We start from the raw sequence: 22593 nt of genomic DNA, 5'->3' as shown, positions 1-22593 counted from the left end.
GGGGGATATGAACGATGGCCAGCCGCGAAAAACCAACAGCATGTCTCGTCCTCGCCGATGGAACTGTGTTCTACGGCAAGGGTTTCGGCGCCACGGGCCAAACCGTGGCCGAGCTGTGTTTCAACACCGCGATGACGGGCTATCAGGAAATCATGACGGACCCGTCCTATGCGGGCCAGATCGTGACCTTCACCTTCCCCCACATCGGCAACACGGGCGTCATGCCCGAAGACGATGAATCAAACGATCCCGTCGCCTCCGGCATGGTCGTGAAATGGGATCCCACAACACCCAGCAACTGGCGGTCCGTCGAACAGCTGGAACCCTGGCTTGAAAAACGGGGCCGCATTGGCATCGGTGGCATCGACACCCGCCGCCTGACCCGCGCGATCCGCCAACAAGGCGCGCCACACGTGACATTGGCCCATAATCCTGACGGGATTTTTGACATCGAAGCCATGGTCGCCGCCGCCCGCGCTTTTGCTGGCCTCGAAGGGCTGGATTTGGCCAAAGACGTCACCTGCGCACAATCTTACCGCTGGGATGAAATGCGGTGGGCATGGCCCGACGGTTTCCCCAAACAGACCGACGCGACACACAAAGTCGTTGCCATCGATTACGGTGCCAAACGCAACATCCTGCGTTGCCTCGCCTCTGCAGGTTGCGACGTCACCGTGTTGCCCGCCACCGCCACCGCGCAAGACGTGTTGGCGCTGAACCCCGATGGCGTGTTCCTGTCCAACGGCCCCGGCGATCCGGCCGCGACGGGCGAATACGCCGTGCCAATGATCAAAGACATTCTAGCCAAAGACCTGCCCGTTTTCGGCATCTGTTTGGGGCACCAAATGCTGGCCCTCGCGCTTGGCGCGAAGACCATCAAAATGAACCACGGCCACCACGGCGCCAACCACCCCGTCAAAGACAACGACACCGGCAAAGTCGAAATTACATCGATGAATCATGGCTTTACCGTTGATGCACAATCCCTGCCCGCAGGTGTGCGCGAAACCCATGTGTCTTTGTTTGACGGGTCAAACTGCGGCATCGCCGTAGACGGCAAACCGATCTTCTCGGTGCAATACCACCCAGAAGCCTCGCCCGGTCCGATGGACAGCTATTACCTGTTTGAACGCTTTGCCGCCGCCATGGCAGACCGCGCAGGCGTCACAGCTTAACTTTCCTTACGTTTGCCTTAACGCGCCGTTAACCGTTCGTGGTCCAGTGTGATCGCGGGACAGGTTAACGAGGCTTACATGGCTTTGATTTTCAGGACGAGTCGCCGCCCTCGGGCGGCGGGCGATAAAGATATGGCGAAACGTCTGGCAGAACCGTTTTCGGTGGCCGACGTGCTCACGCCGTCGGGCACCGCTGCGGCGCGCGCGCATGCAGCATTGGACCGCGCGCAGCGTGACGACAGCGCCCTGCGTTACCGCCCCACGCTCATTGATGCGCAACATCAGGCCGGTTTGGTCGGGACAAGCCTGATTGACCCCGAAACGCATCCCCCCGATCCTCGATTGATCGCCCAATTCGGGGCGCATCTGTGCCTGAAACACCGCGTGCTGCCATGGCGTTCAACCGCCGGCCGCGTGACGGTTCTGGCGGCCTCGCCCGAACATTTCCTGCGCGTTCGCGATGCACTGACCGTCATTTTCGGGCGGGTCCATTTGGCAATCGTCGCCCCCGACAACCTTGACCTCGCGCTTAGTAAAACATGCCACAGCGCATTGATGTTAAACGCAGAAATGCGCACCGTTGATGCCGAATCCTGCCGCAATTGGGACGCCGGCAAAGCCTTTCGATGGGGCACCGCCGTGCTGGCCGCCATTCTTGCTTGCATGATCATTTGGCCAACAATCAGCTTCTTTATTCTGTGCGGCTGGGCCGTGTTCACACTGATCCTGAACACATTGTTAAAGATCGTCGCGGCGGTCTTTCATGTGTTCCCCAAACCCGCCAAACCGGTGCCCGCCAACCCCGAACTTGTGCACCTTCCAACCGTCACAATCCTCGTGCCGCTGTTTCGCGAACGTGACATCGCAGGCGCATTGGTCAGCCGGTTGTCCAAACTCGACTACCCCACAGACCGCCTCGATGTGTGCCTCGTCCTCGAGGCTGACGACGGCACCACGCAAGACGCGCTCGCCGCCACGCAACTGCCCCACTGGATGCGCGCAATCCGCGTCCCGCTGGGCACATTGCAAACCAAACCAAGGGCGTTGAACTACGCGCTCAGCTTTGCAAAAGGTTCTATAATCGGCGTTTACGATGCTGAAGACGCCCCCGCCCCCGATCAGATCCACGTGGTGGTCAATCGCTTTGCCCAAACAGGGCCGGACGTGGCCTGCCTGCAAGGGCGCTTGGATTTTTACAACTCCCATTCCAACTGGCTCGCGCGGTGCTTTACCGTGGAATACGCCACATGGTTCCGCATCATTTTACCCGGTCTCGAACGGCTCAAACTGGCCATTCCGCTTGGTGGGACAACCTTGTTCTTTCGCCGCGATACCCTCGAAAAATTGGGCGGCTGGGATGCCCATAACGTCACCGAAGACGCAGACCTCGGCATCCGCCTCGCGCGTCACGGCTACCGCACGGAAATCATCGACACCGTCACCCAGGAAGAGGCAAACGCACGCGCCTGGCCATGGGTCAAACAGCGGTCCCGCTGGCTCAAGGGGTATGCGATCACCTACGGCGTCCATATGCGTAACCCCCTGAAACTATGGCGCGATCTTGGGGCGTGGCGGTTCTTTGGGGTGCAGCTTTTGTTTGCGGGCACCATCACGCAATTCCTGCTGGCCCCGCTGCTGTGGTCGTTCTGGCTGATGCTGTTCGGCGTGCCCCATCCGCTTGATGGCGTGCTCAGCCAACCCGTCGCCCTCACCTTTGCCGCGATCTTTTTGCTGTCCGAAATTGTCGGCATCACCGTGTCCGCCATCGCCGTCACATCCGCGAAAAAACCGGACCTGATCAAATGGACGCCGACGCTGCACTTCTACTTCCCGCTTGCCGCACTTGCCGCCTACAAAGGCATCATCGAACTCGCGACAAAACCGTTCTATTGGGACAAAACCACACACGGCATTTTCGCCGCAACAGGGGCCGCAGAACCGGATCAGCCCGTGGTTAACGCCCCGCCTCGACCGCTTCCGCATCCAGTCGCAGCCGAATGATAAACGCTTGGGAAATATGATCGCGCAGCGCTTTGTCCGCCGCATCGCCGTCCCCTGCCTCGATCGCTTTCACAATGCGTTCATGTTCTTCCAACGTATCTGTCGGCCGCCCCGCCACAGCAATCGACGTTGACGCCAAAAGCGCCATAGACCGATGCACAAGGTCCAACTGCTGCACCAAAAACCGGTTGTGGCTGGCAAGGTGAATTTGCTTGTGAAACCGTCGATTGGCGCGGCTCATCGCGTCGGGGTCGTCAATCAGCTTGCGATCGGATTCCAGCATATCGCGCAACACGGCCAATTCTTCGGGCGTGGAATGGCGCGCCGCCAGCCGCGCGGCCAGACCCTCCAGCGCCCCGCGCACCACGTATAATTCGCTCAGCTGGCTGTGATCCAGTGACGCAACAATCAAAGACCGCCCATCACGCGTCAGCAGGCTTTGGGTTTCAAGCCGTTGTAATGCTTCACGAATTGGGGTGCGTGACACGCCAAACCTGTCCGCCAACTCACTTTCAACCAATCGGCTTCCGGGTTTGTAGGTTCCGGTATCGATGGCCTCAAGGATCATCTCGTAGGCGTCTTTATTCGGGGTTTTGGCGTCGGTCATATCGCTATCCTTTGAACACCGACTGCATACCATGGCATCCAACGGTATCAACCCTCTCGCATCTGCAACCAAACAGAACTACAACGCCGCCATGGTTAAATCATCTTTTTCTCACGTGCGCGCTTGGGTCTTTGACCTCGACAATACGTTGTATCCGCCCGCCGTGGCCTTGTTCGACCAAATCGAAATCCTGATGACAGATTATGTGTCCGAAACGCTGTCCGTCGACCGGGTTGAGGCAAACCGCCTGCGCGATCATTACTGGCGCGGCTATGGCACGACACTGGCAGGATTGATGGCCGAACATAACATCGAACCGGACCCGTTCCTGCTCGCGGTGCACGACATCGATTTTACCGTTTTGCCCCCCGCGCCCGACCTCGCCGATATGATCCGCGCGCTGCCTGGGCGCAAAATTGTCTACACAAACGGCACCGAACCTTATGCGCGCAACGTGCTGGCCGCGCGCGCCCTCGATGGGGTGTTTGATGCGGTTTACGGCGTGGAACACGCCAATTACCGCCCCAAACCAGAACAATCCGCATTCGAAGCGGTCTTTGCGCTTGATGGTTTGCCGCCCACCCAAGGCGCGATGTTCGAAGACGATATTCGCAACCTGCAAGCGCCCCACGCCATGGGGATGCGCACCGTTCACGTGGCCCCGACGGGCGAACATCACGACCATATTCACCACCACACCGACGATCTGACGGCCTTCTTGTCGCAGCTGGTCTAACGCCCTTTCCCAACCGCGCGCGCAGGCCTATGTCTAGGATATGACACAGACAGACATCTTCATTTCTGGCGGCGGCGTCGCGGGGCTGACCGCAGCGGCCGCCTTCGGAACGGCTGGTTTTTCCGTCATCATCGCCGATCCGATGCCCCCGATCACCGACAGCGCGACCGACGGCGCAGACCTGCGCACCACCGCATTCCTGCAACCCGCCCGTGATTTTCTGGACACCGCAGGACTGTGGGACAAGCTGGGCCCGCACGCGACGCCGCTCCAGATCATGCGCATCGTGGACGCTGGCGGGCCGGACGCAACCCCGCGCATGACCCGCGATTTTGATGCCGCCGATATTTCAGACCTGCCCTTTGGCTGGAACCTTCCCAATTGGGTGTTGCGCCGCGAAATGGTCGCGCGTCTGGCCGAATTGCCCAATGTCGATTTCCGCCCCGGCGTCGGGTTCGCATCAATGCTGACCCGCACATCGCAGGCCCGCGTCACCCTGACGGACGGCAGCCGCATCACCGCAAAACTGGTCATCGGCGCAGACGGGCGCAACAGCCCCGTGCGCCACGCCACAGGAATTGATGCAAAAACAACGCGCTACGGGCAAAAGGCCGTGACCTTTGCCGTCACCCACGACGCGCCCCATGACAGTGTTTCAACCGAAATTCACCGCACTGGCGGCCCGTTTACGCTGGTGCCCCTGCCCGATCATGACGGCAAACCATGTTCCGCCGTGGTCTGGATGGAAGACGGCGCAGAGGCCGTGCGCCTCGCCGCCCTCCCGCCCGAAGACTTCAACGCCGCCGCGACAACACGCTCGGCCAACACCTACGGCCCGCTGACCCTGTCCAACCGCCGCATGGTCTGGCCCATCATCAGCCAGATCGCAGATCGAATGGCAGGTGAACGCGTCGCCCTCGTGGCCGAAGCCGCCCACGTTGTGCCCCCCATCGGCGCACAGGGCTTGAACATGTCACTGGCAGATTTGTCCTGCCTCCTCGATCTCGCGCAGGCCCGCCCCGACACCTTGGGCGACGCCGACATGCTGGCCCGTTACCACACCACCCGCCACCGCGACATCACCGTGCGCGTTAAAGGCGTTGATTTGCTGAACCGCGCGTCACAGGCTGAAAACCCGCTGCTGCGCGATCTGCGCGCAAAAGGGGTTGAGGCGCTGTATGGTCTGGCGCCCGTGCGCAAGACACTGATGCGGCTGGGGCTGGGCGCAAAGGGTTAACACAAAGGTATTGCGCGAAACGGGCCGCAACCGCACTTTCCCCGCCCCATCCCCCATGGCATACTGTGCAAAACCAAAACCAAAAACAGGCGCGGTAGCACAATGGCAAACGATCTTCTTAGCGGGCAAACGCCGTCCGAATATGATGCGTCCTCGATCGAAGTCCTCGAGGATATGGAACACGTCCGCCTGCGCCCCGGCATGTATATCGGCGGCAAAGACGACCGCGCGCTGCACCACATGGTCGCCGAAATCGTCGACAACTCCATGGACGAAGCCGTCGCAGGCCACGCCACTTGGATCGAGGTCGAACTGCACGCAAACGGCCACGTCACCGTGCGTGACAACGGGCGCGGCATTCCCGTCGGCATGCACCCCAAAGTCCCCAACAAATCCGCGCTCGAGGTAATCTTTTGCACCCTGAACGCCGGCGGCAAATTCAGCGGCGACAGCTACCAGACCTCGGGCGGCTTGCACGGCGTCGGATCATCCGTGGTCAACGCCCTGTCCGATCACCTGCGGGTCGAAGTGGCGATCAACAAAGAACTCCACATGATGGAATTTTCGCGCGGCGTGCCTCAGGCCCCCCTCGCCAAAATCGGCGCGGCCCCCAACCGGCGCGGCACCGCCGTCACCTTCCACCCCGACCCTGACATCTTCGGCAGCCTTGAGCTCAAACCCGCCCGCCTGTTCAAAATGGCCCGCTCTAAGGCCTACCTGTTCAGCGGCGTCGAAATCCGCTGGAAAACCGAGATTAACGACGGCGAAACACCGCAAGACGCCACATTCAAATTCCCCGGTGGCCTTGCCGATTACCTGAATGAAACACTGGCGGGCGCCACAACCTACAGCGAAAAACCCTTCGCCGGCACCGTTGATTTCACGGACAAATTCAACGTCCCCGGCAAGGTCGAATGGGCCATCAACTGGACGCCCACCCGCGACGGTTTCATCCAGTCGTACTGTAACACCGTCCCCACGCCCGAAGGCGGAACCCACGAACAAGGCTTCTGGAATGCGGTCCTCAAGGGCATCAAATCCTACGGCGAACGCGTCAACAATAAGAAGGCCACGACAATCACCCGCGAGGATCTGACAACAGGCGCAGGCGCGCTCGTGTCCTGCTTCATCCGCGATCCTGAATTCGTCGGCCAGACCAAAGACCGCCTTGCGACGACGGACGCGCAGCGCATGGTCAACCTCGCCGTGGCCGACCACTTCGACAACTGGCTGGCCTCTGACACCAAATCCGCGGGCGCGATCCTCGATTTCCTGGTGCTACGGGCCGAAGAACGCCTGCGCCGCAAACAGGAAAAAGAAACCTCGCGCAAAACCGCCACCGCCAAACTGCGCCTGCCCGGTAAGCTCGTCGATTGCTCCTCCAAGGTGCGCGACGGGACCGAATTGTTCATCGTTGAGGGCGACTCTGCGGGCGGATCGGCCAAAATGGCGCGCAACCGCAAAACCCAAGCCCTGCTGCCCCTGCGCGGTAAAATCCTCAACGTGCTCGGCGCGGCAAGCTCGAAACTCGGCACGAACGCCGAAATCAGTGACCTCACACAAGCGCTCGGCGTGCAACTGGGCGCAAAATTCAGCGTTGACGATCTGCGCTATGACAAGGTCATCATCATGACCGACGCGGACGTGGACGGCGCGCACATCGCGGCCCTGTTGATGACATTCTTCTTCAGCCAGATGCGCCCGATGATCGATCACGGCCACCTCTACCTCGCCTGCCCGCCCCTGTTCCGCGTCACCCAAGGCGCGCGGCGCGAATATTGTCTGGACGAAGCCGAAAAGAACGCCGTGCTTGAACGCGGCCTAGGGGGCAGCGGCAAAATGGACGTCAGCCGCTTCAAGGGTCTGGGCGAAATGGACGCAAAAGACCTCAAAGAAACGACGATGGACCCAACGTCGCGCAAACTCATCCGCGTCAGCATCGACGAAGACGAACCCGGCGAAACCGGCGATCTGGTCGAGCGTTTGATGGGCAAAAAGCCGGAAATGCGGTTCCAATATATTCAGGAAAACGCGCGGTTCGTTGAGGAGTTGGATGTGTGAATGGGAATTGTTGGCTATGTGGGACAAAAACAAAACTCTGCGAAAGTCACATCATTCCAAAATTCGTTTTTGACTGGTTGATTAAGACTGGAGGCACACCTTACCTCAGACATGCTGCTGCCCCAAACAGACGAGTTCAAGGTGGTGACAAACATCATCTTTATTGCAAGCCATGTGAAGACATCATCTCAGTATTCGAAAAGAAATTTAAGTCGAGAGTCTTTGATATTGCTACGTCTGGCGAAAAGTTGCCGTCAAAATATGGTCCTTGGCTTTCAAAGTTTTCAGCCTCTTTATCACTGAGAAACCTACACTCACTTAAATTTCGTAAAATCTCAAATGATTTCCCGCCTTCCGCCGCTCACTTTTTATGCAATGCGACGGAAGCACTAAAGCGCTATGTCAAAGGGGAACAACCAAGCCTTGGAAATTTCAAACAGTACATCTTCTACCCTGGTTATTTCAACAGTATGGATGCACCAGGACTGCCACAGAATTGGAATTCATACTACAAGAGAGCGGTTGAGCGTGATCTTATTTTTCTAGAAGATAATAGCTTTATTTCCACTTTTACAAAGATTGGTCCCTTATTCTTCGTAGGCGTCGTAAAGGATGAGACCCGGTTATTAGGAAACGATTTCATTCGAGGTAATGAAGGGTTGTTCAAACGTAGTCCTTTTGATCCGCCGAGCGTTATTTGGTCCCATCTCAAGGACAGAGCCAAGGCAAGTCTAGAAATTTTTGATGAACTCTCTGAAAAGCAGCATAAGAAATCAGAACTCGAAGTCCTGAAACATGCAGATAAGTTTTCTACCTCAGAAGCGGCGAAAGTTATTCTTGAAGACATAGAACAGTTTGGTCGGAAGAATTGACTGTAGCGCCAGAACCGAGGGGAGAAAGCGAAGGGCCCTCTCCGTCAAACCAGAGGTTTGCCTTCGGCAAAACGGGGGAGGATCGGGCGCTGCCAAATCTTCGATTTGGCATAGAAACGGCGGTCACACATTTACCTCCGCACAAAATCCAACAAAATCAATGCCCCGCCCAAAAACCCACATCCGGCCCATACCAGACCCATACCGGAACCATACCAGACCCATATCGCCAAATCGGCTATTCCTGCACGCTCTCCAGCCATTGCGACAGCGCCAGCAATCGTGCCGGAATGGGGGTGCCCAGACCGTTCTCCTCCACGATAACCGTCGGCCCCATGTCGCCCGCGCCGAACTCCGGCATGGCGGTGCTAAAGGCGGGGTCGCGGTGGAATCCGTCAATGACTCCAAGCACATAGTCGCGCGGGAACACGCCGCCGTATTGTTCTGACAGACGGGTCAGATCGGGCGGAATGTTGAACAATTGCACGCCAAATTCGCCCGCGCCCTTCGCATCCGCCCCGTGGCAACCCGCGCAATTGTCCGCAAACAACACCGCCCCCGCCTCCGCGCTCACATCAAGCTCCTGCTCCACACACCCCGCCACCAACCCGACGGCCAGCAGCGGCGCGCCCCATTTAAGATTTGTCATGATGTCCTCCGTTGTTTTGAACCATGCTAGTGCGCCCCGCGCAGCGCGGCATTGATCCACATCAACCACCACCCCCCTTGGCACCAGCGCGCCGTGGGCGTAGTTAGAGGCATGCGTATTATCCTTATTCTTCTGGTGTTGGCGGGGTGTGGGCGCGGCCTGACAAATGCGGAACGCGCCCTGATCAATCCCATTATGGGCCCCACGTTCAACGCCAATAATGCCCGCCTTGTTGAGGCCGGATTCATCGGCATGACCACACGCACCTACGCCGCGCGCCCGCAAGTGACCTGCCGCGAAAGGATCAACCCGCCCCCGGATGGCCCGACGATCCAAACCCGCACCGCCGGCGCCGTCGCATGGACCCACGTGTTGACCAACCCCGACTGGACCTTACCGGATTATGCGGATGGGTTTCCCAATGAATTCAACCTCGTGGCGGCAATGTATTTCGCCCATGAGATGGTGCACATCTGGCAATGGCAGAACCGCGGCATCACCGGATATTCCCCGTTTCGCGGTCTGGCTGAACACAAACGGGGCGTTGATCCCTATCTTTTCGATCCGCAAGAACAGATCAATTTTCTGGATCTGGGCTACGAACAACAGGCCGCCGTGGTTGAGGAATTTATCTGCTGCCGCACCATCGCACCCGAGGGCGCGCGCACCGAACGATTGTGGCAAACCCTAAGCGCCGTCATGCCCGTGCAGCACCCAACGCAAACGCCGAAAGCCACGAGGGTTTTCGGCGTCTATGAAAATGCTGATCTGGACGGAGTGTGCGACTAGATCATCGCACCGCAAGGTTCGAAATAGACGCACGGATCATGGACCCTGTGTCGTCACTGTCACCCGACACCGCGATGCCGACTAGCGCACCGGGCGCGCCCCCAAAGGCAGACGCGAAATCACTGGCGAGGTTCACGTTTTCGGAATTACTGCCCGTCCCTGCGGCGCGCAAAATGACGTTGGCCCCTTGGCCCGGCGCGTAGGGGGATTGCTGGATCGATCCGCGGGCATGATTGCCACCCCAGACATATTGCAGGATGCGCACGTTGGGATTGTTGTTCAATTGCCGTATGTTAGCGCCTTCCATCTGGTTCGCGTCGGCCTCTGGCAGGAACACAAAATAGATCGAGATGTTGCGATCATCCCCGCCTTTACGGCGCAAATCTGTGGCAGGAACGGATTGATCAACCGCCCAGTTCCAAGACGCCGATGTCGCGCCCCAATCACCACGCCCCGTGCGCGTCCACGCAAGGGACACGCCACCGTCCGACGCGATGCTCATGGAGCCTCCATTGAACGAATAATCGTTGGAATTGAAAATCTGAAGGCGCTGTTCATTCCAGCCGCCCCCAAAAGAAATCGGGCCAGCGGTGACAGCAGACGCCGCAAGGGCCAGCGGTAAAGCGAGGGACAGGATACGCATAAGAAAACCTTTCATTTTGTTGGGTCATACCTGCCAGACAGGCACGGGCACACTCAACACAAGGTTTTCAATCTCACGCGTTTGTCAGCGTTGCGACAACTGGCGTGATGCGGCCCATAGTGCGTCAGGCACGTCGATTTCGACCATGGGCTGGCGGTTCTGGCCGGGAATGCGCGCGCCGTCTTGCTGCGCCACAGCATGTGCAACGCGGGCCAAACGGTCTGCGAAATCGGCACCCGGTTCCATCAGCATATAGAACTGGCCAAGGTCGTGGGGCTTACCATCGGGCAGCTTTAACCCGCTGACATCCAAGGAATTAACCGACCCTGTCATCCCTGCGGCCAACACCTCGGCCATCAGGCCAAAGCCCCAGCCTTTGTATCCGCCCGCAGACACCAGCGCCCCCTTGAGCGCGGCCTCTGGATTCGTTGTCGGTTTGCCGTTCGCGTCCACAGCCCAACCCAGCGGAATGGTTTCACCGGCGGCCTTGGCCATTGTAATCTTGCCCAGCGCCACGGCAGAGGTTGAAAAATCCCAATGCATGCCGCCGTCTGGCAGGGACATGGAAATCGGGTTCGTGCCAATCACCGCTGCGTTGCCGTTTGGTGGCGCGACGACAGGGGATGCATTGGTAAACCCGATCCCGACAAGACCCGCTGCTGCAATCTGTTCTGTGAAAAACCCAAGCGACGTGCAGGTATGAGCATGGGCCACCGCCAATGTCGCGACACCGTTTTCGCGTGCCGCTTCAATCGCTTGGGTCAATCCACGGCTGAACGCAGGTTGGGCAAACCCAAACCGCGCATCGGCAATCACCTGACCTGCCTTGGGGCGTGTCACCACGGGTTCAACCTGCCCGTCCACGCGGCCCGATTTCAACTGGGTGCAGTAGCTTTCAAGGTAGTACAATCCGCAAATGACGTTTCCAAAAGCCTCAGCGCGGGAAACGGCGCGCGCTACTTCGCCCGCCTGCCACGCGCCAGCGCCATGCGCGATCAACGCCGATTTTGCGACGTCTTCAATTTCACTGACAAATACTTTCATGCGATCAATCCTGCTTCTAGACGCACCGTGCGGTCCATACGCGCCGCAAGGTCGAGGTTATGTGTAGCGATCAACGCAGACAGCCCGGATGCGCGCACCAGTTCCATCAAGGCGTCAAAAACGCGGTCGGATGTGGCGGGATCAAGGTTGCCCGTCGGTTCATCCGCCAGCAGCAATTTCGGCTTGTTCGCCAAGGCACGGCAAAACGCCACGCGCTGCTGTTCGCCGCCCGATAGCGCGGCGGGGCGGTGCTGTGCGCGGCTGTCTACACCAACGCGGGCCAGCAATTCCATGGCATGGGTCTCGGCCACGCCTTGCGCGATCCCGTTGGCCAGTTGCGGCAGCATGATGTTTTCAAGCGCGCTGAATTCCGGCAACAGGTGGTGGAACTGATAGATAAACCCCACATCATTGCGCCGCACAGCCGTGCGTTTGCGATCCCCCAGCGTGGTGAGGTCTTCGCCTCCAATCGCAACGGTTCCCGTGTCAGGCGTATCAAGAAGCCCCGCAATGTGCAGCAGCGTCGATTTACCCGCACCGGACGGCGCCACCAACGCAACGACCTCGCCCTTGCCAACGTCAAGCGATACGCCATGAAGCACTTGTACTTCGTTGGGTTTGCCGTGGTTGTAGGCCTTTTTCAGATTGGACAGGCTCAGCGTGACATCATTCATAGCGCAGGGCCTCAACAGGGTTCATACGGGCGGCGCGTCGGGCTGGAAAGATCGTCACGATCCAGGACAGGGACAGCGACAGGCCCACGGCCAAAAGAACGTCCTCAAGCTCAAGCTTGGAGGGGATCGTGTAAATGCCGCGAATGGAAGGATCCCACACGCCGCCGCCGGCAACATAATTCACCAGCGCGAATATCTGGTCGATGTAGATCGCGAACAGACAGCCGAGGATCACCCCCAAAAGCGTGCCAATCGTGCCCAGACCCGCCCCGCAAATAAAGAAAATGCGCAACACGGACCCTTCGGACAGGCCCATCGTGCGCAGTATCCCGATATCGCGGCCCTTGTTTTTCACCAACATAATCAAACCACTGATAATGTTCATGGACGCGATCAGCACAAGGATCGCCATAATGACGAACATCACGTTGTCTTCCACCGTGAGCGCGCGAAGATAGGCGCCTTCGTTGTCTTTCCAGGAATACAAAAACGCTTCTGGCCCGAGTTCGCGGTAAAGCGGCTGTATCCATTCCTCAACGCGGTCGGGATCGGCGACATAAATTTCAATCTCGTCGTGCACGCCGTCGCGGCCAAAGAAACTCTGCGCATCCTCAAGCGGCAGATAAACGCGGCTGATGTCGGTGATGTAGCGGCCCGTTTGAAAGATATAGACAACATCAAACGACACCCGGCGCGGCGATCTGCCAGCGGCCGTTTGAACACCCGTCGCAGACAGCAGATTCACGCGATCCCCGACCTGCACATTAAGGCTGCGCGCAACGCCTGACCCGAGCGCAATGCCACGTTCGAAATCATCAATGGAACCGGAGCTGGATTGCGGATTCAGAACCAGCGGAATGTCGGCCAGATCGGCTGGCGTGATCCCATAGACCTGCACAAAACTGCTGTTGTCGGCCTGCGCGGCCAACCCTTCGCCGCGCACGATGGGCGCGGCACGTGTCACGCCGTCAACCGCGCGCAATTGTGCGGCCAGCGCATCCCCGTCCGCAATCGTGTCTATCCGCCGCGTCACATCTACAGATTGATCGCCCTGCGTGACGGTCACGGTTTCCATAAAGTTCTGGCGGACGGTCAGGTGGGCATTGGCCCCCACAATCGTGTCCACAAAATCAGCGCGAAACCCGGACCGCACCGCCAGAACAGCGATCAGGGCGAACACAGCCAACGTCACACCGATCAGCGAAATCCACGTCATGATCGACACGCCGCCCGTTTCGCGTTTGGCGCGCATGTAACGCCACGCGATCATCCATTCGAACCGTGAAAAAGGGGCGGTTTTGCCTGCCATGTTGCACTGCCTTATTGTTTTGCTCACCTAACGGGCGAATGATAAAGACGTCAACTCCCCCGAGAGGGTCAACCTGCCCCCCAGAGAGCGGATAAGCGATGTCGCGCGCACGTCATTGGCATCATCAAACGAAAGGAGTGCGGTCACAATGACAACCTTTGTACCCGTGGACGGAAAGCTGCGGCTGGTTTGATGTATCGAACGTCCATCGCTCAGCACGCCGCCCTTGGAATACCAATCATCCTTGAATTGGGTGTAGAAAATATCAGCACCGCTTTCTCGCAGTTTTGTGCGCGCATCATTTCGGTGAATGTCCAGCCTATCGTTGTCATGCTCAGTGATGATGCGCAGGTTGACTGCTCCGTCTGCCGTTTCAAACTCAGACACGATCGCGGGCTGATACATTGACTTTTCAGGCTCAGGCTTTGGGTTGCGCACTGAAATGAAATCTGGTGGCAGATCAAGGACGATCCCAACAACGGCGCTGTCTTCGGGCTGGTCTGGCTTTTGGGTCGGGAGGCCGAAAATCACCTTTCGGAGAATTTCGCCCCCCCGGTTTGATCATTTACCGATGCCGTGTTTCGCGTAAATTTCAGCGACCTTCGCAATCGCCGCCTCTGGTGCCAGTTCTTCGCTTTCACCCGTTCTGCGCGATGTCAGTTCCACGACACCGTTTTTCAACCCGCGCGGGCCGACCGTGATGCGCCATGGCAGACCGATCAAATCCATGGTGCTGAATTTGGCCCCTGCCCGTTCATCGCGGTCGTCATAAAGCGCCTCAAGCCCGTGTGCCGCAAGCTGGTCATAAAGCGACTGACACGCCGCATCGGCCTCATCGTCGCCCTGTTTCAGGTTCACGATTCCTACGTGGAACGGCGTGACGCCTTCGGGCCAGATGATGCCTTTGTCGTCGTGCGACGCCTCAATGATCGCGCCCAGAAGGCGTGACACACCGATGCCGTGGCTGCCCATATGTACAGGCGTTGGTTTCCCGTCTGGCCCTTGCACCTTCGCGCCCATGGCTTCTGAATACTTGGTGCCAAAATAGAAGATCTGGCCCACTTCGATGCCGCGCGCGGTGCGCTGACGGTCCGCCGGGACATCCGCAAACAGCGATTCATCGTGGGTTTCATCTGTGCGCGCGTATTTGGTGGTGAATTCTTCCAACACCGCCTCGCATTGCGCCACGTCGTCATAATCAATCGCGCGGTCGCCAAATGTCAGGTCCGTCACTGCGCTGTCGTAGAACACCTCGGATTCGCCCGTTTCGGCCAACACCAGAAATTCGTGCGTGTAATCGCCGCCAATCGGGCCACCATCCGCACGCATCGGGATCGCCTGAAGGCCCATACGTTCATACGTGCGCAGGTAGGACACAAGATGGCGGTTATACGCGTGCAGCGCGTCTTCTTTGGTCAGATCAAAGTTGTAGCCGTCTTTCATATAAAATTCGCGGCCCCGCATAACCCCGAACCGGGGGCGGCGTTCATCGCGGAATTTCCACTGAATATGATAAAGCGTCAGCGGCAGCGATTTATAGCTTGCCACGTGGCTGCGGAAAATATCGGTGATCAGTTCTTCGTTTGTGGGGCCATACAGCAAATCGTTCTTGTTGCGATCCGTGATGCGCAGCATTTCGTCGCCGTAGTCATCATAGCGCCCGCTTTCACGCCACAGGTCCGCCGATTGAATGGTCGGCATCAACATCGCCACGTGCCCTGCGCGTTCCTGTTCTTCATGCACGATCTGTTCGATCCGCTTCAGAACTTTGAACCCCAGCGGCAACCACGAATAGATGCCCGCGCTGGATTGTTTGATCATCCCGGCGCGCAGCATGTACTGGTGGCTGACGATTGTCGCGTCGCGGGGGCTCTCTTTGAGGACGGGCAGGAAATAGCGGCTAAGGCGCATGGGATCACTTTCAAATAGGGTTGGTGGAGGTTTATCAGACGCCCACGCATCCGCAAGACGCACGCGCAACGAAGCCTTTTGGATCAATCATTACCATCAATCACAGGGTCGTTAGACAAGTGACCCAAAGGCAATGTCGCCCCGTATCCCTTATCACAAACCAACAACATTAGGGATTAAGACAATGAAGAACCTTCGCACTTTCGCCGCTGCTGCCACACTTGCCGTTGCAGGCTCTGCCGCATCTGCCGCGTCCATCACCGAAATCGCCGCTGGCGATGAGCGTTTCACGACCCTTGTGGCCGCCGTCACTGCAGCGGGCCTTGCAGATACGCTTGCGGGTCCGGGTAACTTCACTGTCTACGCCCCCTTGAACGATGCCTTCGCGGCCCTGCCAGAAGGCACCGTTGAAACGCTTCTTCAGGAAGAAAACAAAGGCCAGCTGACAGACATTCTGTTGTACCACGTGGATGACCGCGTACTGATGGCAGGCGATTTTCCGGCCGGGTCCAACTATTTCAAGCCGATCAATGAATCCGAGCGCCTGTGCATCACATCCGCAAACGGTGGCGTAACAATCGCTGACGGTACAGGCGAAATGGCGACAGTCGTCGTGGCCAACATCGAAGCAGACAACGGCGTGATCCACGTGATCGACAAAGTTCTGCTGCCAGGCACACGCCCAGCGTGCCACTAATAAAGACCACCACTCACGCCGCTTCCGTTCAGTTGCAGCGTAATTCAGGCCCCGTGCACCACGTGCGCGGGGCCTTCTTGTTGCAAACTGCGGGGCGCTGCGCCAAATAAGTAGGGAACAACCGGAAAGCAGCCATGGCCCTCCCTTCACAAAAGCAATTCCAGTACTGGGGCATCGCCACAGCCGTCTTCGTTTTCTTGCTGTGGGCGCTTGGCAATGTTCTGACCCCGTTTATCTTGGGCGGCGCGGTGGCCTATTGCCTTGATCCTGTCGCGGACCGGCTTGAAAAATGGGGCCTCAGCCGGATCATGTCCACGGTCCTGATCACCCTGTCGGGGGTGTTCATTTTCATTTTGATGTTTCTGCTCGTTGTCCCGACGCTGATCGGGCAATTGGGCGATTTGATCAGCCAGATCGGGCAGATTTTTCAGGATCTACCAAGCACGTGGGAAAGCCTGAAAGGATGGCTTCAGGGCCGTTTCCCTGCTCTCGATCTAGAAGGATCTTTCCTCAAGGAACAGCTCACGAGTATGGGTCAGGCCATTCAGGCGCGCGGCGGGGATCTGGTTTCTGCACTGCTAAGTTCGGCGCAAGGCGTTGTAAACGTGGTGGTTCTGGTCGTGATTGTGCCTGTTGTTACCTTTTATATGCTGATGGATTGGGATCGCATGGTCGCCCAAATCGACGATCTTTTGCCCCGCGACCATCAGGAAACCGTCCGCAGTTTAGGCCGCCAAATCGACAACACGCTGGCGTCGTTTATCCGCGGGCAAGGCACGGTGTGTTTGATCCTTGGCACCTATTACGGCGTCGCGTTGATGCTGGCGGGGTTGAATTTCGGTCTGATTGTCGGGCTGATCGCCGGGCTGATTTCGTTTATTCCATACGTCGGCGCGCTGGTTGGCGGTGTCCTTGCGATTGGGCTTGCCTTGTTCCAGTGGTGGGGCAGTGACGTGATGGTAGATGGTGAAACTGTAAGCCAAGGCATCAATTGGCTGCGCATCGGCATTGTCGCCGCGATCTTTGCCTTCGGCCAGTTTTTTGAGGGCAATATCCTAACGCCGAACCTTGTCGGTAATTCCGTCGGCTTGCATCCGGTCTGGCTCATTTTTGCGCTGTCCGTTTTTGGCAGCCTGTTTGGTTTTGTGGGGATGTTGGTGGCCGTGCCTGTGGCCGCGATCATTGGCGTCGTCGCGCGGTTCTTGATCTCAGAATATAAATCCGGCCAGCTTTATAAGGGCCATATCGGAAAAGACAGCTAGGATGTCACGCCAACTGGCCTTTGATCTGCCCGCAAATGTGCGCCTTGGCCCCGAAGATTTCTTTGTCTCGCAGGCCAATGAACAGGCCTATGCCATGGTCAGCGCGCCCGCTGCGTGGCCCGATGGGAAACTTGCATTGGTCGGTCCCGCAGGGTCTGGCAAAACCCATTTGGCACGGCTGTTTGTCACGGCCAACACCGCACGCGTTCTTGCGGCGAAAACATTGGTCACAAACGCGCCGATGCCTGACACCGCCATCGTTATCGAAGACGGCGAAGACATGCCGGTGGTCGCACAAGAATGGCTGTTTCATGCGCACAACCACCTGCGCACCAATGGATTGCCGTTGTTGCTGACCGGGCAAACACCGCCCGCCCGCTGGAATATCACCCTGCCCGATCTGGCCAGTCGTTTGGCCGCCGCAACAACTGTGACAATCGAAAACCCGGACGATCCATTGCTGATGGCAGTGCTGCTAAAACACTTCGCAGATCGACAGCTGGCCCCCACACCGGACGCCATCACCTATTTGCAACGCCACCTGCCCCGCACGTTTGATGCCATTCGCAAGGCCGTCGAAACGCTCGATCGCGAAGCGCTGGCGCAATCCAAACCCCTCACCCGTCCGTTTGTGCGCGCGGTTCTTGACAGCCTGCTGGACTCAGCCCCCCCGAATGGGTGATAGTGACACCTTCCTGTTACACAGCAATGGCACAACGCACTGATGACATTCGCAGATTTTCTGTCCGCCGACTTTCCCGAGGCCCAAGAACCCGACGGGGATATGTCAGGCCCATCGCGGTTCTTTAACCGTGAACTCAGCTGGCTGGGCTTCAATTGGCGCGTGCTGGAAGAGGCGGAAAATCCGCGCGTGCCCCTGCTTGAACGCCTGCGGTTCCTTTCTATTTCGGCCACGAACCTTGATGAATTCTACACCGTTCGCGTGGCCGGATTGCGCGAATTGGCCCGCGAAGGCAACGGCGGGCCTTCCATTGACGGGTTAACCCCGACCGAACAGCTCGCGCTGATCGACATGGATGCGCGCAACCTTTTGGCCAGCCAACAGCGCGTGTTTACCAGCCTGCGCACAGAGATGGAGGAGGCGGACATCACGCTTTTGACGCGCGATGATCTGTCCAAATCTGATCGTACCTATCTTAAGAACGTGTTTTTCAATCAGGTCTTTCCGGTGCTGTCCCCGCTGGCGATTGACCCCGCGCACCCTTTCCCGTTTTTGCCCAACGAAGGCTTCGCTCTCGCGCTTGAACTGGAACGCACCAAAGACAAACGCGCCCTGCGCGCCCTGCTGCCCGTGCCCGCCCAGATTGACCGCTACATCCCCTGCCCGACCGAAAATGGGCATCGGTTCCTCCCCCTCGAAGAACTGCTGATGGACAACCTTGATGGATTGTTCCCGGGCTACAAAGTCAAAGGGTCCTGCGCCTTCCGCCTTCTGCGCGACAGCGATCTTGAGGTTGAGGACGAGGCAGAAGACCTCGTGCGTGAATTTGAAACCGCCCTGAAACGCCGCCGCCGCGGTGAGGTCGTTTCAATGCGCATTTCATCAGACGCCCCTAAAGGCCTGCGTAAATTGATCATGAACGAACTTCACGTGACCGACGCTGAAGTTGTTGAAATCAATGGCGTTATTGGTATGGCCGACGTCAAGGAACTGGTCCTTGATGCGCGTGCAGATTTATTGTGGCCCACGTTCGCGCCGCGCGTTCCCGAACGGGTGCAAGACCACGAAGGCGATATGTTCGCGGCCATCCGTCAAAAAGACATGCTGTTGCACCACCCCTATGAGACGTTTGATATGGTCGTGCGGTTCTTGAAACAGGCCGCATTGGACCCGGACGTGGTGGCGATCAAACAGACACTTTATCGCACGTCCAAACGATCCCCCATCGTCGAGGCGCTATGTGAGGCAGCCGAGGACGGCAAATCCGTCACCGCCTTGGTTGAACTCAAGGCGCGCTTTGATGAGGCCGCCAACATCCGCCAATCGCGCCGCTTGGAACGTGCAGGCGCACACGTGGTTTACGGGTTTCTTGATCTAAAAACCCACGCCAAAATCAGCACTGTGGTGCGGCGCGAAGGCGACCAATTGGTGACCTATACGCACTACGGCACGGGTAATTATCACCCGATCACAGCGCGCATCTACACCGATCTGTCGTTCTTCACATGCGATGCCGCACTTGGGCGGGATGCGACCAAAGTGTTCAATTATCTGTCTGGCTACGTGCAACCCGACAACCTTGAAAACCTTTCAATTTCCCCGATTTCGTTGAAATCCAAACTGCTTGAGATGATCGCGGCTGAGGCAGAACACGCACGCAACGGCAAGCCCGCAGAAATCTGGGCCAAAATGAACAGCCTCGTTGAGGCCGATGTGATTGATGCACTGTACGTCGCGTCGCAGGCGGGTGTGAAAATCAGCCTTATCATTCGTGGTATTTGCGGACTGCGCCCCGGCGTGAAGGGGCTCAGCGACAATATCCGTGTGAAATCAATCGTTGGGCGGTTCTTGGAACATTCACGAATTGTATGTTTCGGCAATGGTCACGGGCTTCCGGCCAAAAAATCGCGTGTGTTTTTCTCAAGCGCGGATTGGATGGGGCGCAACCTGAACCGGCGGGTCGAAACACTGGTCGAAGTGAACAACAACACCGTCAAAGCCCAGATTGTCAGCCAGATCATGGCGGCAAATCTTGCGGACGTCGCGCAAAGCTGGATCATGGGGCCTGACGGCGGTTTCACCCGCGCCGACGTCCAAGAAGGCACCTTCGCGTTCAATTGCCACCGCTTTTTCATGGAAAACCCATCGCTGTCCGGGCGCGGATCGGCGGGCGCCAGCGATGTACCCCAACTGACCCACACCGAAGATTAATCGCCAATTCATTGACTCGAATCTGAGCGTTGATCATGGTCCAAACAACCGATGGGGGATGCCATGGACGGACAAAAGACCACCGATAACGCACCCGATTGGGGGCCCTTTGGACGCCCGCTGTTTGAAGACGCAAAAGCGCGTGGGCTGTCGCGTGTGGGCGTTATCGATGTCGGATCAAACTCTGTCCGTTTGGTGATTTTTGACGGCGCGGCGCGATCCCCCGCCTACTTTTACAATGAAAAAATCATGGCGGGGCTGGGCGCAGGCATGGCCGAAACCGGCATGTTGAACCCACAGGGCCGCGTGCGCGCATTGTCCGCGATCCGCCGCTTCGTCGCCCTTGCAAAGGGTCTCGGCATCGGGCCGCTGACAGCCGTTGCCACAGCCGCCGTGCGCGAAGCCGAGGACGGGGCAGATTTTCGCGCCGATGTGTTGCGCGAAACCGGCCTGAAAATCTGGGTGATCGACGGGCAAGAAGAGGCCCGCCTCTCTGCACAAGGTGTCCTATTGGGCTGGCCCGGCAGCTACGGTTTGGTCTGTGATATTGGTGGTTCATCCTTAGAATTGGCCGACCTGTTTGAGGGCCGCGTGGGCCGGCGCGTGACCTCTGCGTTGGGGCCGCTCAAACTGCGCGAAATCAAAAGTAAAAAGAAACGCCGCGCGTTTATCAAAGAAACCGTCGCAGATTTATTTGGCCAGATGGGCAAGGAAACCGGCAAGCGCTTGTTTCTGGTCGGCGGGTCATGGCGCGCCATCGCACGCATCGATATGGAACGGCGCGGTTATCCCCTAACCGTTCTTCACGAATATCGGATGACGCCACGCCGCGTTGCCAAGACACTGAAATACATCGAAGAAAATGACCTTCAGGAGTTGCGCGGCCGATGCGGCATTTCGGACAGCCGCATGGCGCTGGTGCCCTACGCCGTCCATGTCCTGCGTGAAGTCGTGGCGCGGTTCAAACCAAAGGATATCACTATTTCCAGTTACGGTATTCGCGAAGGAATGCTGTATGAACAAATGCCGACCGAACTGCGCGAACGTGATCCATTGATCGAAGCCTGTCGTTTCGCCGAAGTCAAAGATGCCCGACTGCCCGGTTTCGGGCGTACTTTGTATGATTTTGTGATGCCCCTTTTTGGCCGTGCGACAGCCCAGCGAAAACGCATCATCAAGGCGGCCTGCCTTTTGCATGACGTCAGCTGGCGCGCCCACCCCGATTACCGCCACGAGGTTGTTTTTGATAATGCGACCCGTGCAAATTTGGGCGGGCTAAAACACTCCGAGCGCGTGTTCCTCGGCATTGCGCTGCTGCACCGCTATTCCAACAAACGCGAAGGATCACGGTTTGAACCCGTGTTCGGACTGGCCGCACCGCAAGATCAACGCAGTGCCGAAGTCCTTGGTAAAGCCATGCGATTGGGCGCCATGTTGTGGATCAAGGCGGATGAACAGCCCGGATCTCTTAAGTATTCGGCCAAGTCCGGCACGCTTGAACTGATCTTAAAAGAAGCCGCATCCCCCCTGTTCGGCGAAGTCGCACAAGCCAGATTTGATGCGCTGGCCGCGGCCTTGGGCGTCGAAGGGATCGTGCGTGTCAAAGGCGCGCGGCGCACAAAACCGGATGCCGAAACAGACTAAAGGTCGATGACGCCCGGTGCTTCGCGCGGGGCGTACTCTGGCGCGTCAGGGCTGCGCCGGATGATAATATCGCCATTCGGCAAGATTTCCGGGCGCTCGTAATAGCGAATTGAATCAAGTGTTTGCATCAATTCCATCAAGGCGGGGCCCATTTCAGTGGCCAAAAGATCAAGCGCGGGTTCCAAGTCTTGCGCAAGCCCGGCAAAATCGTCAATCGCGGGTTCCATTCCGGTTATGATCCCACGAAACAACAGCTTTGCGCCTTCCTCAATCAGCGAAAAACCCTCTTCGACATCGCCCTCATCTTGGGCAACGGCGGGCAGCGGAAGGGCAAGGCAAGCAATCAAAATAAGATGTTTCATACCCCCAATATAGGGCCGATGGCGACC

The 22593-nt window shown here is 57.9% G+C and carries 21 protein-coding genes; 12 read left to right on the top strand and 9 right to left on the bottom strand.

Annotation, left to right across the window (positions count from 1 at the left end; translation table 11 throughout):
- The first annotated feature begins 14 nt into the window (after positions 1-14).
- A complete protein-coding gene (gene carA / locus L0664_RS12895) occupies positions 15-1175 on the top strand; it encodes a glutamine-hydrolyzing carbamoyl-phosphate synthase small subunit (protein ID WP_235226297.1) in 1161 nt (386 codons plus the stop codon).
- Between the two features lie 132 nt (positions 1176-1307).
- A complete protein-coding gene (locus tag L0664_RS12890; protein WP_235226296.1) occupies positions 1308-3176 on the top strand; it encodes a glycosyltransferase in 1869 nt (622 codons plus the stop codon).
- On the opposite strand, the gene L0664_RS12885 is transcribed toward L0664_RS12890, so the two are convergent.
- Positions 3130-3783, bottom strand: coding sequence for a GntR family transcriptional regulator (locus L0664_RS12885; RefSeq protein WP_235226295.1), 654 nt, complete (start codon positions 3781-3783; stop codon positions 3130-3132). The genes L0664_RS12890 and L0664_RS12885 overlap by 47 nt on opposite strands.
- 91 nt (positions 3784-3874) lie before the next feature.
- Between L0664_RS12885 and L0664_RS12880 the strand changes: the two genes are divergently transcribed.
- The 4 genes from L0664_RS12880 (at position 3875) to L0664_RS12865 (ending at position 8689) form a co-directional block, all read left to right on the top strand.
- On the top strand, positions 3875-4519 hold the full coding sequence (locus L0664_RS12880; protein ID WP_235226627.1) for a pyrimidine 5'-nucleotidase: 645 nt from the start codon (positions 3875-3877) through the stop codon (positions 4517-4519).
- Between the two features lie 40 nt (positions 4520-4559).
- Positions 4560-5756 carry a UbiH/UbiF family hydroxylase gene (locus tag L0664_RS12875; protein WP_235226294.1) on the top strand — a complete coding sequence of 399 codons (1197 nt, stop codon included), beginning with the start codon at positions 4560-4562 and terminating at the stop codon, positions 5754-5756.
- Between the two features lie 102 nt (positions 5757-5858).
- Entirely contained in the window at positions 5859-7817 is a 1959-nt protein-coding gene (locus tag L0664_RS12870) for a DNA gyrase/topoisomerase IV subunit B (protein ID WP_235226293.1), read from the top strand.
- 77 nt (positions 7818-7894) lie between these two features.
- The gene (locus tag L0664_RS12865) at positions 7895-8689 is read left to right on the top strand and encodes a hypothetical protein (protein ID WP_235226292.1); all 795 of its coding nucleotides are present in this window, start codon (positions 7895-7897) and stop codon (positions 8687-8689) included.
- Between the two features lie 238 nt (positions 8690-8927).
- Here the strand turns inward: L0664_RS12865 and L0664_RS12860 are convergent, their stop codons facing one another.
- Positions 8928-9338: a c-type cytochrome gene (locus L0664_RS12860; RefSeq protein ID WP_235226291.1), complete on the bottom strand. Its 411-nt coding sequence runs from the start codon at positions 9336-9338 to the stop codon at positions 8928-8930.
- Positions 9339-9449: 111 nt separating this feature from the next.
- Between L0664_RS12860 and L0664_RS12855 the strand changes: the two genes are divergently transcribed.
- On the top strand, positions 9450-10127 hold the full coding sequence (locus L0664_RS12855) for a hypothetical protein (RefSeq protein ID WP_235226290.1): 678 nt from the start codon (positions 9450-9452) through the stop codon (positions 10125-10127).
- Between the two features lies 1 nt (position 10128).
- Here L0664_RS12855 and L0664_RS12850 read toward each other — a convergent pair whose 3' ends face one another.
- The 6 genes from L0664_RS12850 to proS form a co-directional block, all read right to left on the bottom strand.
- Positions 10129-10785, bottom strand: a complete 657-nt coding sequence (locus L0664_RS12850) for a DUF3047 domain-containing protein (RefSeq protein ID WP_336247107.1) — start codon at positions 10783-10785, stop codon at positions 10129-10131.
- A gap of 69 nt (positions 10786-10854) precedes the next feature.
- A complete protein-coding gene (locus tag L0664_RS12845; protein WP_235226289.1) occupies positions 10855-11814 on the bottom strand; it encodes an Ldh family oxidoreductase in 960 nt (319 codons plus the stop codon).
- Entirely contained in the window at positions 11811-12488 is a 678-nt protein-coding gene (locus L0664_RS12840) for an ABC transporter ATP-binding protein (RefSeq protein ID WP_235226288.1), read from the bottom strand. Before L0664_RS12840 ends, L0664_RS12845 begins: the two co-directional genes overlap by 4 nt.
- A complete protein-coding gene (locus L0664_RS12835; protein ID WP_235226287.1) occupies positions 12481-13797 on the bottom strand; it encodes an ABC transporter permease in 1317 nt (438 codons plus the stop codon). Before L0664_RS12835 ends, L0664_RS12840 begins: the two co-directional genes overlap by 8 nt.
- Positions 13798-13824: 27 nt before the next feature.
- Positions 13825-14328 carry a hypothetical protein gene (locus L0664_RS12830; RefSeq protein WP_235226286.1) on the bottom strand — a complete coding sequence of 168 codons (504 nt, stop codon included), beginning with the start codon at positions 14326-14328 and terminating at the stop codon, positions 13825-13827.
- Between the two features lie 30 nt (positions 14329-14358).
- Entirely contained in the window at positions 14359-15708 is a 1350-nt protein-coding gene (gene proS / locus L0664_RS12825) for a proline--tRNA ligase (protein WP_235226285.1), read from the bottom strand.
- A 184-nt stretch (positions 15709-15892) separates the two neighbouring features.
- On the opposite strand from proS, the gene L0664_RS12820 reads away from it, so the two are divergent.
- From L0664_RS12820 to L0664_RS12800, 5 genes are all read left to right on the top strand, one after another.
- A complete protein-coding gene (locus L0664_RS12820) occupies positions 15893-16405 on the top strand; it encodes a fasciclin domain-containing protein (protein WP_235226284.1) in 513 nt (170 codons plus the stop codon).
- Between the two features lie 134 nt (positions 16406-16539).
- Entirely contained in the window at positions 16540-17667 is a 1128-nt protein-coding gene (locus L0664_RS12815) for an AI-2E family transporter (protein WP_235226283.1), read from the top strand.
- Position 17668: 1 nt separating this feature from the next.
- On the top strand, positions 17669-18349 hold the full coding sequence (locus tag L0664_RS12810; protein ID WP_235226282.1) for an HdaA/DnaA family protein: 681 nt from the start codon (positions 17669-17671) through the stop codon (positions 18347-18349).
- Between the two features lie 42 nt (positions 18350-18391).
- The gene (locus L0664_RS12805) at positions 18392-20560 is read left to right on the top strand and encodes an RNA degradosome polyphosphate kinase (protein ID WP_235226281.1); all 2169 of its coding nucleotides are present in this window, start codon (positions 18392-18394) and stop codon (positions 20558-20560) included.
- Positions 20561-20623: 63 nt separating this feature from the next.
- Positions 20624-22204: a Ppx/GppA family phosphatase gene (locus tag L0664_RS12800; RefSeq protein ID WP_235226280.1), complete on the top strand. Its 1581-nt coding sequence runs from the start codon at positions 20624-20626 to the stop codon at positions 22202-22204.
- Here L0664_RS12800 and L0664_RS12795 read toward each other — a convergent pair.
- A complete protein-coding gene (locus L0664_RS12795) occupies positions 22201-22566 on the bottom strand; it encodes a hypothetical protein (protein ID WP_235226279.1) in 366 nt (121 codons plus the stop codon). The two genes, L0664_RS12800 and L0664_RS12795, sit on opposite strands and share 4 nt — an antisense overlap.
- Positions 22567-22593: the final 27 nt, after the last annotated feature.

Source organism: Octadecabacter dasysiphoniae (genome assembly GCF_021532615.1).
GTDB classification, from domain to species: domain Bacteria; phylum Pseudomonadota; class Alphaproteobacteria; order Rhodobacterales; family Rhodobacteraceae; genus Octadecabacter; species Octadecabacter dasysiphoniae.
The sequence above is the reverse complement of the archived record's forward strand: the minus strand, read 5'-3'. Positions and strand labels throughout refer to the sequence as shown.

Coding starts and splice junctions, on each gene's coding strand:
- L0664_RS12875 (WP_235226294.1), top strand. CDS start 4,560: ATGACACAGACAGACATCTTCATTTCTGGCGGCGGCGTCGCGGGGCTG.
- L0664_RS12850 (WP_336247107.1), bottom strand. CDS start 10,785: ATGAAAGGTTTTCTTATGCGTATCCTGTCCCTCGCTTTACCGCTGGCC.
- L0664_RS12880 (WP_235226627.1), top strand. CDS start 3,875: ATGGTTAAATCATCTTTTTCTCACGTGCGCGCTTGGGTCTTTGACCTC.
- carA (WP_235226297.1), top strand. CDS start 15: ATGGCCAGCCGCGAAAAACCAACAGCATGTCTCGTCCTCGCCGATGGA.
- L0664_RS12805 (WP_235226281.1), top strand. CDS start 18,392: ATGACATTCGCAGATTTTCTGTCCGCCGACTTTCCCGAGGCCCAAGAA.
- L0664_RS12820 (WP_235226284.1), top strand. CDS start 15,893: ATGAAGAACCTTCGCACTTTCGCCGCTGCTGCCACACTTGCCGTTGCA.
- L0664_RS12860 (WP_235226291.1), bottom strand. CDS start 9,338: ATGACAAATCTTAAATGGGGCGCGCCGCTGCTGGCCGTCGGGTTGGTG.
- L0664_RS12835 (WP_235226287.1), bottom strand. CDS start 13,797: ATGGCAGGCAAAACCGCCCCTTTTTCACGGTTCGAATGGATGATCGCG.
- L0664_RS12815 (WP_235226283.1), top strand. CDS start 16,540: ATGGCCCTCCCTTCACAAAAGCAATTCCAGTACTGGGGCATCGCCACA.
- L0664_RS12795 (WP_235226279.1), bottom strand. CDS start 22,566: ATGAAACATCTTATTTTGATTGCTTGCCTTGCCCTTCCGCTGCCCGCC.
- L0664_RS12845 (WP_235226289.1), bottom strand. CDS start 11,814: ATGAAAGTATTTGTCAGTGAAATTGAAGACGTCGCAAAATCGGCGTTG.
- L0664_RS12810 (WP_235226282.1), top strand. CDS start 17,669: ATGTCACGCCAACTGGCCTTTGATCTGCCCGCAAATGTGCGCCTTGGC.
- L0664_RS12885 (WP_235226295.1), bottom strand. CDS start 3,783: ATGACCGACGCCAAAACCCCGAATAAAGACGCCTACGAGATGATCCTT.
- L0664_RS12890 (WP_235226296.1), top strand. CDS start 1,308: ATGGCGAAACGTCTGGCAGAACCGTTTTCGGTGGCCGACGTGCTCACG.
- L0664_RS12870 (WP_235226293.1), top strand. CDS start 5,859: ATGGCAAACGATCTTCTTAGCGGGCAAACGCCGTCCGAATATGATGCG.
- L0664_RS12800 (WP_235226280.1), top strand. CDS start 20,624: ATGGACGGACAAAAGACCACCGATAACGCACCCGATTGGGGGCCCTTT.
- L0664_RS12855 (WP_235226290.1), top strand. CDS start 9,450: ATGCGTATTATCCTTATTCTTCTGGTGTTGGCGGGGTGTGGGCGCGGC.
- proS (WP_235226285.1), bottom strand. CDS start 15,708: ATGCGCCTTAGCCGCTATTTCCTGCCCGTCCTCAAAGAGAGCCCCCGC.
- L0664_RS12840 (WP_235226288.1), bottom strand. CDS start 12,488: ATGAATGATGTCACGCTGAGCCTGTCCAATCTGAAAAAGGCCTACAAC.